At 68.9% G+C, this 16,027-nt stretch carries 15 protein-coding genes and 2 pseudogenes; 11 read left to right on the top strand and 6 right to left on the bottom strand.

Going from position 1 to position 16,027, the window contains the following annotated elements:
• Nucleotides 1–26 precede the first annotated feature (26 nt).
• The 3 genes from OG299_RS02130 (at nucleotide 27) to OG299_RS02120 (ending at nucleotide 2,251) form a co-directional block, all read left to right on the top strand.
• Nucleotides 27–977, top strand: coding sequence for a MerR family transcriptional regulator (locus OG299_RS02130; RefSeq protein ID WP_327360211.1), 951 nt, complete (start codon nucleotides 27–29; stop codon nucleotides 975–977).
• A complete protein-coding gene (locus OG299_RS02125; protein WP_327360210.1) occupies nucleotides 974–1,306 on the top strand; it encodes a hypothetical protein in 333 nt (110 codons plus the stop codon). Before OG299_RS02130 ends, OG299_RS02125 begins: the two co-directional genes overlap by 4 nt.
• A 468-nt stretch (nucleotides 1,307–1,774) precedes the next feature.
• Entirely contained in the window at nucleotides 1,775–2,251 is a 477-nt protein-coding gene (locus OG299_RS02120) for a hypothetical protein (protein WP_327360209.1), read from the top strand.
• A 181-nt stretch (nucleotides 2,252–2,432) separates the two neighbouring features.
• On the opposite strand, the pseudogene OG299_RS02115 reads toward OG299_RS02120, so the two are convergent.
• The 4 genes and pseudogenes from OG299_RS02115 to OG299_RS02100 form a co-directional block, all read right to left on the bottom strand.
• Nucleotides 2,433–2,762: pseudogene (locus OG299_RS02115) on the bottom strand (transposase); the annotation flags it as partial.
• Between the two features lie 190 nt (nucleotides 2,763–2,952).
• Nucleotides 2,953–4,419: a TIGR03118 family protein gene (locus OG299_RS02110; protein WP_327360208.1), complete on the bottom strand. Its 1,467-nt coding sequence runs from the start codon at nucleotides 4,417–4,419 to the stop codon at nucleotides 2,953–2,955.
• A gap of 47 nt (nucleotides 4,420–4,466) precedes the next feature.
• Entirely contained in the window at nucleotides 4,467–5,918 is a 1,452-nt protein-coding gene (locus tag OG299_RS02105) for an amidase (RefSeq protein ID WP_327360207.1), read from the bottom strand.
• 145 nt (nucleotides 5,919–6,063) lie between these two features.
• On the bottom strand, nucleotides 6,064–6,441 hold the full coding sequence (locus OG299_RS02100; protein ID WP_327360206.1) for a hypothetical protein: 378 nt from the start codon (nucleotides 6,439–6,441) through the stop codon (nucleotides 6,064–6,066).
• A gap of 128 nt (nucleotides 6,442–6,569) precedes the next feature.
• On the opposite strand from OG299_RS02100, the pseudogene OG299_RS02095 reads away from it, so the two are divergent.
• Nucleotides 6,570–6,863 (top strand): annotated as a pseudogene (locus OG299_RS02095) (Tn3 family transposase); the annotation flags it as partial.
• A 28-nt stretch (nucleotides 6,864–6,891) separates the two neighbouring features.
• Here the strand turns inward: OG299_RS02095 and OG299_RS02090 are convergent.
• Nucleotides 6,892–7,476 carry a DinB family protein gene (locus OG299_RS02090; RefSeq protein WP_327360204.1) on the bottom strand — a complete coding sequence of 195 codons (585 nt, stop codon included), beginning with the start codon at nucleotides 7,474–7,476 and terminating at the stop codon, nucleotides 6,892–6,894.
• Nucleotides 7,477–7,751: 275 nt separating this feature from the next.
• Here OG299_RS02090 and OG299_RS02085 point away from each other — a divergent pair, with 275 nt between their 5' ends.
• The 4 genes from OG299_RS02085 (at nucleotide 7,752) to OG299_RS02070 (ending at nucleotide 11,062) form a co-directional block, all read left to right on the top strand.
• On the top strand, nucleotides 7,752–8,246 hold the full coding sequence (locus OG299_RS02085) for a MarR family winged helix-turn-helix transcriptional regulator (protein WP_327360203.1): 495 nt from the start codon (nucleotides 7,752–7,754) through the stop codon (nucleotides 8,244–8,246).
• Entirely contained in the window at nucleotides 8,243–8,698 is a 456-nt protein-coding gene (locus OG299_RS02080) for a winged helix DNA-binding protein (protein ID WP_327360202.1), read from the top strand. The genes OG299_RS02085 and OG299_RS02080 overlap by 4 nt, the downstream gene beginning before the upstream one ends.
• A 158-nt stretch (nucleotides 8,699–8,856) precedes the next feature.
• Entirely contained in the window at nucleotides 8,857–9,801 is a 945-nt protein-coding gene (locus tag OG299_RS02075; RefSeq protein ID WP_327360201.1) for a hypothetical protein, read from the top strand.
• Nucleotides 9,802–10,267: 466 nt separating this feature from the next.
• Nucleotides 10,268–11,062 (top strand): methyltransferase domain-containing protein, encoded by a 795-nt coding sequence (locus tag OG299_RS02070; RefSeq protein WP_327364436.1) that lies wholly within the window; start codon nucleotides 10,268–10,270, stop codon nucleotides 11,060–11,062.
• Nucleotides 11,063–12,021: 959 nt separating this feature from the next.
• On the opposite strand, the gene OG299_RS02065 is transcribed toward OG299_RS02070, so the two are convergent.
• Entirely contained in the window at nucleotides 12,022–14,004 is a 1,983-nt protein-coding gene (locus tag OG299_RS02065; protein ID WP_327360200.1) for an APC family permease, read from the bottom strand.
• 214 nt (nucleotides 14,005–14,218) lie between these two features.
• Here OG299_RS02065 and OG299_RS02060 point away from each other — a divergent pair, with 214 nt between their 5' ends.
• The 3 genes from OG299_RS02060 to OG299_RS02050 are packed head-to-tail and all read left to right on the top strand — an operon-like array spanning nucleotide 14,219 to nucleotide 15,673.
• Nucleotides 14,219–14,458 carry a hypothetical protein gene (locus OG299_RS02060; protein ID WP_327360199.1) on the top strand — a complete coding sequence of 80 codons (240 nt, stop codon included), beginning with the start codon at nucleotides 14,219–14,221 and terminating at the stop codon, nucleotides 14,456–14,458.
• The gene (locus OG299_RS02055) at nucleotides 14,455–15,027 is read left to right on the top strand and encodes an RNA polymerase sigma factor (protein ID WP_327360198.1); all 573 of its coding nucleotides are present in this window, start codon (nucleotides 14,455–14,457) and stop codon (nucleotides 15,025–15,027) included. Before OG299_RS02060 ends, OG299_RS02055 begins: the two co-directional genes overlap by 4 nt.
• On the top strand, nucleotides 15,020–15,673 hold the full coding sequence (locus OG299_RS02050; RefSeq protein WP_327360197.1) for a hypothetical protein: 654 nt from the start codon (nucleotides 15,020–15,022) through the stop codon (nucleotides 15,671–15,673). The genes OG299_RS02055 and OG299_RS02050 overlap by 8 nt, the downstream gene beginning before the upstream one ends.
• Nucleotides 15,674–16,027 lie beyond the last annotated feature (354 nt).

Below are 16,027 nucleotides of genomic sequence, written 5' to 3'. Positions count from 1 at the left end.
GTAGGGGGAGACGGGAGGCTGGGGGCATGGACAGCGACACGCTCTATTCCATCGGGGAGCTATCCCGTCGGACCGGACTGACGGTGAAGACGATCCGGTTCTACTCCGACCGGGGCATCGTTCCGCCGACCGACCGGAGCCCGGCGGGCTACCGGCTCTACGGTCCCGACGCGCTCGCCCGCCTCGACCTCGCCCGTACGCTGCGTGAACTGGGCCTCGACCTGGCCAGGGTGCGCAGGGTGTTGGACCGGGAGGCGTCTTTGCCAGAGGTCGCACAAGCGCACGCAGACGCGTCGGACGTGCAGATCCGCAGCCTGCGCCTGCGCCTGCGCCTGCGCCTGCGCCTGCGCCGCGCCCTCCTTCGGGTGGTCGCCGGACGCGGCCGCCCCACCCCTTTGGAGATGGACCTGATGCACCGACTTGCCACGCTTTCCCGGACCGAACGCCACCGACTCTTGGCCGACTTCATCGAGGATGCTTTCGCGGGCCTCCACACCAACCCTGAGTTCGTGAGCCTGATGCGCTCCGCACTGCCCGAACTACCTGAAGACCCCACGCCTGAGCAGGTCGACGCCTGGGTGGAGCTCGCCGGACTCTGCCAGAGCGCAGACTTCCGTGCCGCGATCCGGCGGACGGCCAGGGAGCAGGTAGAAGAACTCTCCGGGAAGGATGCCATCGCGCTGCAAGGGGCCCTCGACCAGGCGATACGCGAGCGGATCGACGAGGCCGTGTCGGCCGGTCTGCTTTCGGCCTCCGTCGCGGACGCGTCCCCGGCCAGTTTGTCGGCCGGCCTCTACGGCCACGCATTTGAGAGTGCCGGGGAGAGCGATTTGCGCCGCTGGCTCCTGGCACGCTTGCGAACGGGTGCGGATCCGCTCGTGGAGCGCTACTGGCGGCTTCTGGCGACCGTCAACGGATGGCCTCCGTCATCCACGCTCGCGCCCGTTCACTCCTGGTTCGTGGGGGCGGCGGCATGAGGACGCGCGCCCTGGCGTTCGGCCTGTACGCGGACGAGGAGGGGCTGGCCTGGGTCAGAGCCCTCGTCGAGGACGTCGTGGGCTCCCACAGCGCCCGGATCATCGACATGACCACGTCACCGGTCGCCGGCACGGACGACTTCCTGGCACGGCAGTGGGCCGCGGAGCATCCCGGCCGCGCCAGCGGTGCCCGGCAACCGGTCACGCTGCGGCTGCACGTGATGTGCTCCCTGCGGACGCGGAGGGCCCTGCGCAAGGCGGTCATCGCCGCCCTGTGCCCGGAGGGAGAAGCCCTCCACACCTGCCGGGTCCCGTGGTCGGCCTACTGAGGGGCTCCCGCCGCCGCCCAGAGCCGCTGCCCGACGGCTTGGTTCAGCACGCAGGCCTGCCATGAGGCGGCCAGGGCCACAGGGAAGTCCGCGACGTCGGCACGGTTGCTTCTCCCGCCGACGCGTCCTCGGGTTCCGTCTTGGTTTCGTGTCAGTGAGGCCTGCGTCAGTGGCCGGTTCGGCCTGGTCGGCGCGCTGTGCTGGTCCGACGTGGTGTGCTGCGCATCGTGCCACTGTCAGGGGACGTGAGAGATCAGTGCCGGTCTACGCGGCTGCCTGAGGCCTCTCCAGGAGTGACAGCCGTCCATCAGGGGCCAACCTGGCTGCCCCTCCGGGAGTGATCCCTGCCGGCTGCGCATGTTGCTGCGCCACACCCTCAGCCGTACTTCGACGTCCTTCCCGTCGTAGCGCACGACTTCAACATGCGAGCGCCGAGCCGGGGATACGACTACTTCTGGGATGAAATCAATGACGGGTAAGGCAGTCACGGAATCAGAGAACTACTGGGGTCGCCTGTCCAGGGAGACCCATGAGGAGGTTTCGCGGTTTGATCAAGCTCAGCTCGAAACCGAGAGGCTGGGCCTGGGGGAAGAAATCCGAAGCCGCATCGTCACCCCGACGCACTCGCTGAAGAATCGATTCCAAGCCTGGGAACGTCTCATCGGATTCCTGGAGGGCATGCGGCCTCCGGGCGACCAGTACTTCTTCAGCGACTATAAGAACGATCTTGACATCCGGGATGGCCTGCAGCGCGCGCTCGCCGGCATGCCCGAGGGGCCGCGGCGGGAACTGTCGTCCCTGCTGGATTCGTTGGACGCTCGTTTCGAGGCGTGCACGATCCAGGACGTCACCGGGGCACTGGACCCCTGGCTGCGGCGCAGGCGCAGGGATGCCGATTCCGCGCAGTGGTGGTGGCACCGCGAGCCGAAGACCGCTCCGTGGTGACGGGCAACGTTACCGTGGTGGTCGAGTTCTCGGTATAGGTCGGCGATGACCGGAGCTGGTTCATCCGGGGCCCTTGGTGTGGGCCGGGGAGCTGGGAGCGGTGACCGCGGCCAGCATCTGCCCCATCGCAACCGCAAGGTTCGCCCCACCGGCCAGGGTGTTCCGCAACGGCAGTTGTCGATCATTTGTCGGGCCAGATGAGGGTGCTGGCGAGGGTGATCGCTGCTTGGTAGCGGGCGGGGTGTTTGTCGTAGCGGGTGGCGACGCCTCGCCATTGCTTGAGACGGTGGAAGCATCGTTCGACGACGTTGCGGCGCCGGTAGGCGGCCTTGTCGAATACACAGGGCCGTTCCCGGCGCCTGGCCAGGCCTGCGAGTTGGTCGACACGTTCCGGGATGGTGGCGTTGATGCCGCTCCTGTGGAGGTAGGCGCGGAAGGTCCGGGAGGAGTAGCCCTTGTCCGCGATGACCCGCTCGGGCCGCAGGCGGGGTCGCCCGGGCCGTCGCACGCGACGCGGATGAGGCCGAATCCCCCTACCCGACTCCCGCTACAACCGCCCCGACGACACCGTGGGCGCCACAGACACCGACCCGCTGCACGCCGTCCCCCTCTACGGCCACTTCGCACAAGAGTCGGTGGCCCCGTAACCGCCGCGCGCCACCCCGGGAAAGGTACTTGCCTCGGGGTGGCGGCGTGGCCGGTCAGTGCTCGGCGCGCAGGACCCCGAGCAGTCCGTTCTCCTCATCGTTGATTCCCGCGGCGAACCAGACGGATTCCCGGCCGCCGGACTTGTCAGTGCCGCGCTGCAGCCCCCACAGGCCGGGGATCTCGATCGGGTTACCCTCGCGATCTTCCAGGTGCCCCTTGAGTTTGCCGGTGTGACGGTCGAAGACGTTGATGCGGCCGTCTCCGAAGTTGCCGACGAGCAGGTCACCGGCGAACTTCCCGAATCCCTTGGGAGCTACTTCAAGACCCCAAGGTGCGTTGAGCACGCCCTGGCTCGCGAAGCGCTTCAGCAGCTTGCCCTCCCTGCTGAACACGTCGATGAAGCCGTTGCCCGGGCCGGCGACGTCGTCCTCCTTGTCGGCGTCCTGCAGGGCGTAGGTGACGAACACCTTGGAGTCGATTTCCTTGATGTTGAACGGCGCGTAGCCGGCGGGAAGCCCGGAGTCCCGGAATGCTCCGTTGGGCGGCACGAGGTTGAAGTCCTCGTCGAAGACGTCGACGCGCGCGTCACGGAAGTTCGCGACGAGCACACTCGGCTCGCCACGTTCGTGACGCCGATCCTCGTGCTTCGCGTCCTTCCCGTCGCGGTCGTCGTCTTTGATCAGCTCCAGCCCCTTGAAGATGGCGGTCTCGCTGCCGCTGTCCTCGTGGGCGACCGGGATCGCGTCCGTCCCGGACACGTCCGGGTTGTACGCGAACAGGTCGCCGTGCTCCCCCGCGAACAGGAAGCGGGCGGGGCCGGTCCTCCCGAAGGCGCTGAACTCGAAGTCGTCGCCGTCGTTGCGCACGACGCCGGTCGGAGCTCCGTCCGTCGGGAACGACACGACCCGGTCGAGAATCCTGACCGGCTTCCCCTTCTGGCCACCCGAGTACGTCGTGGCCTTGTCGGTGTGGTTGTCCGCGACCAACAGCTCACCGGCGCGGTCGGTCACCAGGCCCCAAGGGTTGCCCAGGTTCGGATCGGTCGCCTCGGCCCTGCCCGGGATGTCGGATACCAAGTCGATCTCGCGGAAGCCGTGATGTTCCCGAGTCTGTTGCTCCCCTGGCTGAGGCGGCGCCGCGGCCGCGAGGGCACCGACGGCGCCCAGGGTCAACGCGGCTGCCATCAGCCGCTGCACGCGAGGGCGGGGTCGGCGGGCCGCTGCCTGCTCTGTCATGGAGATACTCCCTGTTCCAGTAGGGGTGAACTGGTCGAAGCCATGACATTGGAGTGCACAGGCGCACGCCACTCGACACGCGTCACCTGCCCCACCGCAAAGCCGAACGGGCGGCGCCCAACCGGCCGCCGATACCGTCGGCGCCGCGCTCGGCCGGCGACTCGGCGCGCTGCGCGACGCCCGCCACGCCAGCCGGCTCGTGCTCTGCGACCCGGCCGAGGCCTTGGGGTTCGCGCGGCGGCTTGTGCCGGAGCTCCAGGCGGCGGCGCCGGCGGCGACCGGCACAGCGCGCGGGTCCGGGGTCAGCTTCGAGGAACGCCCGGCAGTAGGCCCTACTTCGGTGCCCGGAAGCCGCCGATCTTCTGCTCGAGCAGTTCCGCCAGCCGCAGCGGGGTGCGGTCCTCGAACATCGGGCCGATGAGCTGTGCTCCCACCGGCAGGCCATCGGAGGCCCGGCCCGCCGGTATGGCGGTGGCGGGCAGGCCGGGCATGGTGGCCAGGCCGGCCCAGACGAGCTGGTCGAGGTACGGGTACTCGACGCCGTCGATGCCGATCCGGCGTTCCAGCGGATTGGGGCTGTGGTCGTGCAGGAACGCGGGAGTGGGCGTAATCGGGCACACCACGACATCGAACTCGGCGAACAGTTGCCGCCAGCCGTGGCGGTGCAGTTCGCGGCGATGGTTCGCCTCGAGCCAGTCGCGGTGGCTGAACACCATGGCGCGCAGCCGCGCCGCGTCGAGACTCCGGTCGTCCGCGCTCAGTCCGGCAGCGCGGGTCCGCAGCTGATCGTACGCATCGACGGGAAAACGTGCGACGGAGCCCGAAAACAGCAACTGGTTGTAGAGCGTCGCGGCCTCAGCCAGATCGGGTAGCAGCGGACTGTGCCGTTCGACGTGGGCGCCGCCGTCGACAAGCGCGTCGGCGACTCGGTTCACGCCCGCCCGCACCGCCGACCCGGTCGGAATGAGCGGATGCTCGTCGAGGATCAGGACCCGGTAGTCGCGGAGCCGTTCGTGGCGCGCGGGCGGCAACCTCAAGTGGTGCGCCACGCCGAGCGTCAACGGATCCGGTCCGGCCATGACGTCGAGCAGGAGCGTGAGGTCGCGGGCGGTACGCGCCATCGGACCGACGACGGCGAGGTCGAGGTCGACCGGCAAGGCCGGTGCGGACGGCAGGTCCATACCGCGGTTGGCCGCCAACCCGAGTGTCGGCTTGTGCGCGTAGACACCGCAGAAATGCGCGGGGGTGCGCAACGAACCGCCGATGTCGGAGCCGATGGACAGCGCGCCGAATCCGCACGCCAGGGCCGCCGCCGATCCGCCGGAGGATCCGCCCGACGTGCGGCCGTGGTCCCACGGGTTGTTGGTCGTGCCGTAGATCTCGTTGAAACTCTGGATGTCTTGCAGCCCCAAGGGCACATTGGTCTTGCCGAGCACCACCGCGCCGGCGGCCTTGATCCGCGACACCTGCACCGCGTCCTCGGCCGGCACGAAGTCCCGGTGTTGGGGCATGCCCCAGGTCGTGGGCAGCCCGGCGACGTTGTAGGACTCCTTGACCGTCACCGGAATGCCGAGCAGCGGTCGGTCCTCGCCGCGGGCACGCGCCTGGTCGGCGCCGCGCGCGGCGGCCCGCGCGCGGTCGAAGTCCGGCACACAGATCGCGTTGATCACCTTGTCGTCCCGCTCGATACGGGCGATCGCCTCGTCGGTCAGTTCCACCGAGGTCACTTCACCGGCACGCAACGCGGCCGCCAACTCTTCAGCCGTCTGAAAACTCCACTCCATGAATCCGACCCTAATGGCCTCTGGAACAAGTCATGAAATGCCGCTTCGGCGCAACGGGATCGATGTCTCAACTCAGCATGTTGCTCTCCGGCCACAGAAGACTCGCCCGACCGCTGGCCATGGCGACGAGCGGCGGCCTGCACACCTACGGCCTCGTCAGTTCGTGTTGCGGCGGTTCGGTCCCGCGCGAGGGCCGAGGGGCAGTGACAGGAGGCTCGTCGTAGATGGTCCGGTCGTCCATGTTCGCCGCGTTCAACCAGGAGCCGGCGATGGTCTCGACCGGCACGGCGATGCCGAGGTGCCGGTTCGCCGCTTCCTTCACCGCGGGCACCGAGATCTGCTGGTCCGCCCGGCCCACCAGGACGACGACGGACCCCTTCGGGGCCGGGGTCTGCCGGACGAACAGGCCCTGGTTAGGCGTGTCCCAGCGGTACAGCTCCTTGACGCGGACATCCGCCCTGCGCAGCTCAACGGCTGTCGCCTCCCGCGCGCAGGGGAGAGCGAGCCGTTCAGCGCCTCGCACGGACCGTTGAGCTCGGCGGTCGCCTTGACCTGGTCGACGTTCAAGCGCAAGGCCTCCACACCCGAAGGCAGGGCCTCGAGGAACGCACGCGGGACCGGCTTGTCGTCCCGTACCTCCACCAGAACGGCGCTCGTCCCGACACGCTGTTGCGGGTGGTCGACCCGTTGGACGACACCTACCGCCGGCAGATGGACCGGCAGCTCACCATGCAGGAGTCCCGCCACAAGCCGGCCCGGGATGTGTGCCACGGCAAGCGCGGCACCATCCACCAGGCGTACCGGGACAGCATGGAGGACCAGCTCGGCTCGGTCGGCTTGGTCCTCAACGCCATCGTGCTCTGGACGACCCGTTACATCGACGCCGCCGTCGCCCAGCTCCAGGCCGAGGGCCACGAGATCCGCGAGGAGGACATCATCCGGCTCGTGATGTCAGGCTGCCTGGTATGTCTAACTAAGCCTTGATTGGTGCGGTCGACCTGGCGGCCTGCTCGATCTTCGCGCAGTAGGCTGCACGGGCCTCATCGTCGATCTGCTGCTCGTGTTCGGCGCGCAACCCGGTCCGGCCGTCGAGGCCCTCGCGCAGGATATCGGCGTGCCCGGCATGCCGGATGGACTCGCCGAGGACATGGACCATGATGGCGAACAGGTTCGTGTCGGCATAAGGCTCCGGCCACCACGGCACGTGGCCGGGGGCGTCGAGGGGAAGCTCGTTGATCGTCGCGTCCGAGTGTTCCCACGTGCGCCGGTAGAACCCGATGATCTGATCGCGGGTCTCCTCCTCGGTCGCCCACAGATCGCTGCCGTTGGAGTCCTGCCACCGGGGCAGCGGTTCCGGGGAAGGGCGGTCGAAGACCTCGCCGAAGTACCTGGCCTCGACGCTGGCCACGTGTTTGACCAGGCCGAGGAGGTTGGTCCCGGTCGCTGTCAAAGGTCGTCGGGCGTCGTATTCGGACAAGCCGTCGAGTTTCCAGAGCAGCGCCTTGCGGTCCCGCCGCAGTCTCCCGTGCAGGTTGTCTTTCGCGAATTCATCGATCATGCGGCACGAGCCTGCCATGGGCTGCCCGTGGCCTCAAGATCCCGTACATGGGCCGCAAGGACTGGCACGGCCGAGGCCTGGCCATGGCCGCCGTTGTTCACGCTCACGGACAGCACTGCCTCGGGGCGAAGAGCGGTCCGCAGCGGGATGATGTCCGGACTGCGGACCGGTGCGCGCCCCTCTTGGGCGGCCCGGGGGTGGAACGCCGACCGGCTGCAGTCGCCCAGCCGCTGAAATAGTAGCCATGGATATAATATCCATGTACTCTATTTGATATGAGCAAGGTGTCACCGGGCCCCACGCCCGGCTTCCTGGTATGGCGGCTCGCCAACAAGTGGCGCGTCGCGGTCGATCGCGCGATGGCCCCGCTGGGTCTCACTCACGCGCAGTACTCAGTGGTCGCGTCGCTGTACGGCATGCAGAGCGCCGGTGAGCGGCCCAATCAGCGCCAACTCGCCGACCACACCGGTCTGGAGGCGCTGTACATCTCGAAGCTGGCGCGCGCTCTGGAGTCGGCCGGTCTGGTCGAGCGCACCCGCGATCTCCGCGATCCGCGCGCCATACGGCTCGCCCTCACCGACCAGGGCCAGGCCGTCACGCGGCAGGCCATCGCGGTGGTCCAGGAACTGCTTGAGCAGTTGCTGGAGCCGCTCGGCGGCCTGGACGCCCCGCGGACGCACGCGTTCACCGACGAGCTGACGACCCTGCTCGACGCACCTCTCCATCCATCCGTGCCGAACGACGAGAGCACTCAGGGGACAACACCATGACCACCACTGCATCCACCACCGAACCCGTCGCCGACCCCCGCGCCCTCGCCCTGGCCCACTACGCGGCCCGCGGCGTCCTGGAGCACGTCCTGGCCCGGCACGGCATCTCGTTCCAGCAGCAGGTCGCCCTGCGCGCCGCCCTCATCGCCGACGCCCCGCAGACGCCGGACGATCTGGTCACCCAGGTCCAGGGCTCCCTCAAGGCCGATCCGGCCGACATCCGCGCCACTCTCGACGAGCTGCTGGCCAAGCAGCTGCTCGTAGCGGACGGCGCGCACCTTCGCCCCACGGACGGGGGGCGCGAGCTGATCGCCGCCATCGGCGCGGAGACCGCCCCCGTCAGCGCCCGCGTCTGGGGCGGGATACCCGCCGCGGACCTGGCCGCCGCCGGCCGAGTCCTGGCCCTGGTCACCGAGCGCGCCAACGCGGAGCTTGCGGCGCTGACCACCTGACCGCCCGACCGAGCCGATTGGCGAAACGTTCAACCGTCAGTCCCCGAACGCAAAACCCGGATGCTCGCCGCTCGAGCGCTGGGGCCGCGGCGGCTGGCTCCCCGGCCAACACGAAACCTTGGTTTTTTGCAGATCCGCTGGGGTCTAACCTCCTGAACATGGCTCAACCCACTCGACCCCTCCAGGTCATCACGCGGCTCGTCGACGGAAGCATCTGCGCCTATGACCTGGCTGCCGACGTCCGGGGTGTGCTGTCGCCCGCAATGGTGTGCCGGCCGTCCGCCGAGGACGTCGTCGTCGACCACGCCGTTCGAGCTGATCTTCAACGCGTCTACTACACGACCCTGAACGCGGCCGTGTGCGTGACAGCGGACGGGGCCGAGGTCTGGCGGTCGGAGTTCAAGCCGCAGTCAGACCAGCAGTTCGGACACCGGCCCTGCTGCGTGCTGTCGCTGGACGGACTCGTGGTCTGGGTCTACCGGCCCGATGCCATGGCCGGCCGCGACCGCTCCGACCAGTGGGTCGTCCTGGACGCCGGCACCGGAGCGGACGTCGCGCGGGCGGATCTGGAAACCGTCGGGCACGGCGGCCAGCACCTCTTGCACCAGGCGAGCGACCAGGTCCTCCTCGACGTGGGCGAGGGACAGGACGGCTCGGTCATCTACCGCGCGTCGCTGGCCGATGGCCGGATGGATCTCTACTGCTATCCCTGGAGCGACAGGTGCCTCATCGACATGTCGCCCGATGGACGTCACTTCATGACTGTCGATCACGACCAAGCGGACATGGCCATCCACTCCTACCCGGACGGCGAGGTGGCGTTGACCCTCTCCGTCGACACCTTCGGGCATGACCCGGACCAGATCTACGTGGAATGGAGCGGCGGCTACCTGACCCCGGACATCGCCATCGTCACCCTCACCGGCGAAACCGAGGACGAGCAGGAGTGGTTCCGCCACTACCGTGTCGACGTGCGCTCCGGCCAGGTCCAGGCTGCGTTCGACGCGCACGGGGAGAATCCCTACGACATCGGGCCCCTTGGAGACGGTTCCTGGCTCACCACGGATCCATCCGGTCACCCGATCCGGTGGAGCGACTCGTAGAGAAGCCTCAGGGCGGACCTCGCTGAACCGTGATGCGGGTGCCTCATCGCACCTTTCCACCTGAGCGCAGGATCCGCGGGCCATGGGTCGAGTGCCGGATGCGGCGAAGGTGCTCGAAAGCACTGCGCCTGTCGGCGAAGGCGGCCGGTACGAGGTCGAACCGGCCGCGGCCGACAATCCGACCCGCGCGCTGCCCCGCGCCTGGTGCGCTGGCTGTGGGGGCCGAGTGCATGTACCCCTTCCGGTGCGTGACGATGCGTCACGGTGCAGAACCGTGCTGTAGGACGTGCGGGGTTCGCCGACTGTGTGAGATGTCTCTCTCCCGTCGTCGTGGCGCTGGTCGCCTGGGGAGGTGGACCCTGTAGTGGTGACCTCCTCGCCCCGCCCGCCGCACGTCCGTGGCCGACCGGATCCGAAAGACGGGACCACCGCGCTCGGCGGAGAGTCCGCTCCCGCCCGCGGGTACCTGCTGGACAACGCGCGCGCCGAGGCGGGCGAGCGATTCGTGTGGCTGGCCGAGCTGTTCGACGGTGTGACGCGCGGGCACTTCGATCGACTGGGGGTCAGGGCCGGCTCGCGCTGCTGGGCAGTGGGGGCCGGTGGCCCCAGTATCCCGGAGGCGCTCGCGGCGGCCGTCGGTCCGACCGGGCACGTGCTGGCCACGGACATCGACCCGTCGTGGCTGAAGACAGACGACGGGTACGAGGTGCGCCGGCACGACGTCGCCGCTGATCCGCCCCCGGAGCCGGGGACGTTCGATCTGGTGCACGCCCGGCTCGTGCTGGTCCATGTACCCGACCGGGCTCGGGCGTTGGCCACGATGGCGGCAGCGCTACGGCCCGGCGGCTGGCTGCTGGTCGAGGACGCCGATACCGCTCTGCAGCCGCTCGCATGCCTGGACGACAGCGGCCCTGCGCAGCGGCGGGCCAACCGGCTGCGCGATGCGGTCCGGGAGCTGCTGACGCGCCGCGGCGCGGACCTGCGCTACGGCCGGACACTGCCGCGGGCCTTGCGTGAGGCCGGCTTGGTGGATGTCGCCGCGGGGGGAGCTTTTCCATTCGGCGGGCTGGCCTGCGACCGGCTGGAGGCGGCGACCATCCGGCATGTGCGCGGCGAACTGCTCGCGGCCGGCCTGGCCGACGACGCCGAGATCGACGCGCACCTGGACGCCATCCACGCCGGCAAACTCGACCTGACACTCGCGCCGCTGATCTCGGCCTGGGGCCGCCGTCCAGCCGAGCACCCGCCGGCACTCGGTTAGGCCCTGTCCGGCGGATCTTTACCGGGTGTGAGTAGATGAGGTCGAGCACCAAGCCGTCCATGTCAGTCCAGGCCTGGTCCCAGATGGCTGTTGCCTGATCGGCGTGCACGCTGGCGGGGCAGCTGACCTCTCCTGTTCCGGGGTCCCACCGAATGCCGTGAGCCCGGGCCCTGCGCGTGCTTGATGGCTTCGCTCGGCCTCGATCAGGGGCCAGTCAAACGTCTCGTGCGGGCTGAGGGCGCCGGGGTCGCCGTCGCTGCTCTGGTTGAAGACCAAGTCGGTGACGGTGTCGTGGTCCGTCCTGGGGTCCAGGTCGGTGCCCTTATGGAGAAGGACGCTCCATGTTCGGCTCTCGTCGCGGGGAAGGGGGTAGACGTCGAGGGTCACGTACGGGTCGTCCACCCCTCCGCGCTTGTGGTACTTCGCCTTGCCGACCCCAGCCGAGGTGTACGAGTGTCGCGTGCCGGGGCGGATGGATGCGGTCGGGTTCCCGGTTCAGCACGCCGAGCGGCCAGTGGTCCGGCTCGCCGACCGTCCACCAACCGACGGTGTCGACGCTCCATCGTCACGGCGAACGGCAGGAAGCCACCAGGCTCGGGCCAGAGCGCGGGCAGCGTCGTGTGGGGAGCGTCCTGGCGCAGAATCCCGCAGAGTTCGGTCAGCCTGTCGATTTCCCAGAACAAGCCGCCGGCGCCGGTGCGGAACGGGTCGACGAAGTCGAGCGTGTCGCGCCAGATGCCGCGTCCGGAGGTCTTCCCCAGGGTCACGCACTCGGCAGGCAGGCGTGTGACTTTCAGCGGTAGATGGCGTGGTTACTCAGCAGTGTTTGGCGTGATGGTCGGGCCTTCCATCGCGGTGGCCGACGTGCTCGCCGAGGATGGCGAGCACGTCGGCCACCGGGCGACTGCACTGCAGCCGCACCGACTGTCGTGAGGCTGCTGCTCAGGCCTGTTGAGGGGTCAGCCTCCGACGTGGATGCCGGGGCGGCGGGCCGGGTCGGGTTCGTTCTTGCGGATGATCTCGCGGGTCACGGGAGCGGTGTCGCCCCGGCCGAGGAGGAAGTAGCGGAACATGTGGGTCAAGGGGCTGCCTTCGGCCCAGGCGAAGTAGCAGTGCGGCTGCACGCCCGTCGTGTCGCGCAGGGCGAGGAGGATCGCGGCGATGGCGTTCGGCGCTGCCGGGGCTTCGGCGCGCAGGATCCGGTACCCGTCGACCTCGACTCCGTGGACCCTGAGGGTTTCGCTGAAGTCCGAGGGGTCGACGACGTCGATCTCCACGAACATCACATCGGCCGGACCGGGTACCGGGTTGTTGCCGCGCTGTTCGCGTTCCTTGTCGGCGTACTCGCTGCCGTCGCCCGTCTGCCGACGGTTGGCGATGATGTTGATCGCGTTGTCGTGGGCGAGGGTGTCGGTGATGAACTGCCTGGCGGCCGGATCGAAGACGATGCGGTCGGCGCGCAGTTCGGTGGTGCGTGAAACCCTGGAGATCAGCGAGACGGCGATGATTCCGGCGATGAAGAGACCGGAGATGGTGATGCCGTCGGGCTTGTCGATGATGTTGGCCACCAGCGCGTAGAGCAGCACCGCGGTGAGCACGGCGAAGCCCGCGGTGGTCGCGCGTTGGCGGCGCCGCAGGGCCGAGACCGTGACGGCGAACGAGCCGGAGACCATCATGGCCAGGATGCCGGTCGCGTACGCGCCGGCCTGGGCGTTCACATCGGCGTCGAAGGCGAAGGTGATGCCGACGCAGAGGGCCGTGTAGACCAGCACGACAGGACGTACGGCACGGCCCCACTCCGGGGCCATGCCGTAGTCCGGCAGGTAGCGCGGAACGATGTTGACCAGTCCCGCCATCGCGGAGGCACCAGCGAACCACAGGATCAGGATGGTGCTGATGTCGTAGACGGTGCCGAAGGCCTCTCCCACGTGTTCGTGGGCCAGATAGGCCAGGGCGCGGCCGTTGGCCGCGCCGCCCGGCTCGAACGCCTCGTGCGGAATGAGGAGCGTGGTGACGAAACTCGCTGCGAGCAGATAGACGCTCATGACGGCGGCCGCGGTGGTCAAGAGCTTGCGGGAGTTGCGGATCCGGGACTGCAGCCGCTGCTCGGGGTCCTCGCCGTCGGCGGCGATGAGCGGCATCATGCTCACTCCGGTCTCGAAGCCTGACAGACCCAGGACCAGCAGCGGGAACGCCAGAAGTGCCGGTCCGGCCAGGTCGCCGAGCCCGCCTCCCCCGTCCATGAGGGCGTCGGTCCATGAAGACCAGGCGCCGGGTGTGGTGAAGACGTCGACGGCGCCGACGGCGATGGTCACCGCGTTGAGCAGCAGGAAAACGGCGACCAGGGGGATCGCGACGCTGACCGCCTCGCTGAACCCGAGCAGGAACACTCCGCCGAGCAGCAGCAGGAGACCCACCGTGATGGCGACCTCATGGCCGTGCAGGGCCTGCGGGAAGAACGGGTTCTCCACCACGTGGACGGAAGCGTCCGCCGCGGACAGGGTGATCGTGATGATCCACGAGGTGGCCACGAAGCCGAGCAGCACCAGGACGAACAGCTTGCCCCGCCAGAACGGCAGGAGATCCTCGAGCATCGCGACCGACCCGGCCCCGTGCGGGCTTTCGCGGGCGACCCTGCGGTACATCGGCAGCATGCCCAGCAGGGTCAGAGCCACGATCAGCAGTGTGGCCAGCGGCGAGACCGCTCCCGCCGCGAGCGCGGCGATCGCCGGGACGTAAGCGAGGCTGGAGAAGTAGTCCACCCCGGTCAGGCACATCACCTTCCACCAGGCATGGGGCTCGCCGTGCCCCGCGCCCGCGGCAGGACCGACCGGCTGTACGCGGTGGCGCAGCAGCCATTGCGCCAGACTGCCGGTGGGCGGCGCCGGCAGGGCGGGACTCTCCACCATCTCCGGCACGGCCAGATCGTTCACGTCTGTCATATCCCCCGGCAACCTTTCGAACACGCCCGGCCCATCCGCTCGATGGCCCGGTACCGATCACCGAGTATGGGGTCTCCCGGTGCGGCCGTCCCCCTTGGGGTGCTGAGGGCTCTGCGTACCCCCCTGACCAGGTGTTGTCACACGCGGGCCCGCTTCCTGCTTTATCTGCCGGACGCGGGCACTTCAGCACCGCCATCGTGGAGGAGTACAGCAGATGGATCCTGCCCTGATCGTGTCGGCAGTGACCCTGGTGCTCGGGTACTCGGTGAGACTGCTCTACCCCTGGATCAAGGCACGGTCGGACATCCGGAAGGCCGAGCTGGCCCAGAACGGGCTCTCGGAGCGGGTGCGTTCGCTGCCGCCGGGGAGCCGCCTGGTGGAAAAGGACGGCGACCGGGAGGTCGAGATCGTGGTGGGCGGACAAGGTCGGCCGGAGCGGAGCGAACTGACGTGACCGAGCTGCCGGTGACCGCCACGACGGCCGGACGCCAGAAGGGCAAGGGCCTCGATGCGATACCACGGGACGACTTCGATGCCCTGTACGTCGAGGAGATGCGTGCCGTGACCGTTCACTTGATCTATCGGGGGGCCACGCCCTACGAGGCCGCCGATGCGGCGCACGAGGCGTTCATTGCGCTTCTTCCGGACCGATGGCGGACGATCGAGTATCCGGCGGCCTACCTCAGGAAGGTGGCATGGACGAACTACCTCCGCCAGGCCCATCACCGGGAGTCGCCCACGGATCCGCTGCCCGACCGGCCCGGGGGAACGTGCCCCATCGGCGAGGTGATGCTGACCGAGGCCCAGCGTCGCATCGTGCGCGCCGTCCAGCTGCTCTCGCCGGCGCAGCGGGAGGTCCTGGCATGGCTGCTGGACGAGTTCGAGTACTCGGAGATCGCCGAGTTCACGGGGAAGACCGAAGAGGCCCTGCGCACGAATGTCAAACGCGGAAGGGCGAGGCTGAAGGCCCTGCTGTTCGCCGCGGAAGCGGGCCGTAACGAGGGAGGTGCCTCGGATGAGTGATCAGTGGGATGACCACGATGCGGCGGACGACCTCCTCGATGCGCTTCTCTTCGCGCACGCGGGCACGTTGCGCAACGTGATCGGCGACGCCCTCGACGTCGACGCCGGACTGACGAACCTCCGGTCGCTGAGGGGGCCCGTCCGGCAGACGGAGGCGACCCCGGTTGGCGGCGAGCCCGTGGAAGTCCGGGCGGAACCCGCGAGCCGTTCGGACACAGCCGGTGGAGGCAACGCGGTGGAGCGGCTGGTCGCGACCCTGCGTTACGAGAAGAGTCAGGTCATCATGGTGCGAGAGAGGTTTCACGCCGTCGGACCGGCCGAGTTCGGCGCCGTCCGCAGCCGGCGCGTCGCCAACAGCCTGCACTACTACAGCTCCTATCTCGGAGGCCTGGCAGGGGATTTCGCGAGCCAGACCGCGATGCACCGGGATACCGTCCTGCAGAGCCTCAGTACGCACCAGGAGCGCCTCAAGGGCATCCGGCTCCAGTGCGAAGGCGCAGCCGCCGGCACGGATCGGCGGACGCAGCGGGAGTGGAGGATCTTGGCGCTCCTCGTGGAGGAGCGTGCGGACGTCCTGCTGGATCTGTACGGAACCATCGAATGGCTCTTCGAGAACTCCGACGACCGGCAGGAGGTGAACACCTGAGCACGAGCCGCTGAGGGAAGCGGCACCCGGAACCGGCCGGCGGTGGCAGCGGGGAAGTGCCGGAGAACCCGGCGGCTTGAGCAGCGGGCCGGCCGACGTCGTGAACCCGGCTGCCGTCGAGGCGATGGCCGGGTTCGGGCGCCGGGCGCCGGGCGTCTGCGCTCGGTCACGAGGTGACCGGATCGCGGTGAGTGCGTCCGAGTGCACCTCGTTGCGGCGCGTGCACCGTGAGGGTCCCCTTCGGGCCGAGGGCGATGCAAGTGCCGAAGGTGCGGCTGGTGCGGGCGAGAACCTCGTGGAGCCACTCGGCGTCCTTGGCCGAGGCGTGCCGCAGGCGCATCCGGTGGATCTGCA

This window comes from Streptomyces sp. NBC_01296, from assembly GCF_035984415.1.
Lineage (GTDB): Bacteria > Actinomycetota > Actinomycetes > Streptomycetales > Streptomycetaceae > Streptomyces.
This window is presented reverse-complemented; position numbering and strand designations above follow the sequence as displayed.

What these genes read in the sequence shown, in the direction of transcription:
- OG299_RS02130 (WP_327360211.1), top strand. Translation starts at nt 27, where the DNA reads ATGGACAGCGACACGCTCTATTCCATCGGGGAGCTATCCCGTCGGACC.
- OG299_RS02125 (WP_327360210.1), top strand. Translation starts at nt 974, where the DNA reads ATGAGGACGCGCGCCCTGGCGTTCGGCCTGTACGCGGACGAGGAGGGG.
- OG299_RS02120 (WP_327360209.1), top strand. Translation starts at nt 1,775, where the DNA reads ATGACGGGTAAGGCAGTCACGGAATCAGAGAACTACTGGGGTCGCCTG.
- OG299_RS02105 (WP_327360207.1), bottom strand. Translation starts at nt 5,918, where the DNA reads ATGGAGTGGAGTTTTCAGACGGCTGAAGAGTTGGCGGCCGCGTTGCGT.
- OG299_RS02090 (WP_327360204.1), bottom strand. Translation starts at nt 7,476, where the DNA reads ATGATCGATGAATTCGCGAAAGACAACCTGCACGGGAGACTGCGGCGG.
- OG299_RS02085 (WP_327360203.1), top strand. Translation starts at nt 7,752, where the DNA reads ATGAGCAAGGTGTCACCGGGCCCCACGCCCGGCTTCCTGGTATGGCGG.
- OG299_RS02080 (WP_327360202.1), top strand. Translation starts at nt 8,243, where the DNA reads ATGACCACCACTGCATCCACCACCGAACCCGTCGCCGACCCCCGCGCC.
- OG299_RS02075 (WP_327360201.1), top strand. Translation starts at nt 8,857, where the DNA reads ATGGCTCAACCCACTCGACCCCTCCAGGTCATCACGCGGCTCGTCGAC.
- OG299_RS02065 (WP_327360200.1), bottom strand. Translation starts at nt 14,004, where the DNA reads ATGACAGACGTGAACGATCTGGCCGTGCCGGAGATGGTGGAGAGTCCC.
- OG299_RS02060 (WP_327360199.1), top strand. Translation starts at nt 14,219, where the DNA reads ATGGATCCTGCCCTGATCGTGTCGGCAGTGACCCTGGTGCTCGGGTAC.
- OG299_RS02050 (WP_327360197.1), top strand. Translation starts at nt 15,020, where the DNA reads ATGAGTGATCAGTGGGATGACCACGATGCGGCGGACGACCTCCTCGAT.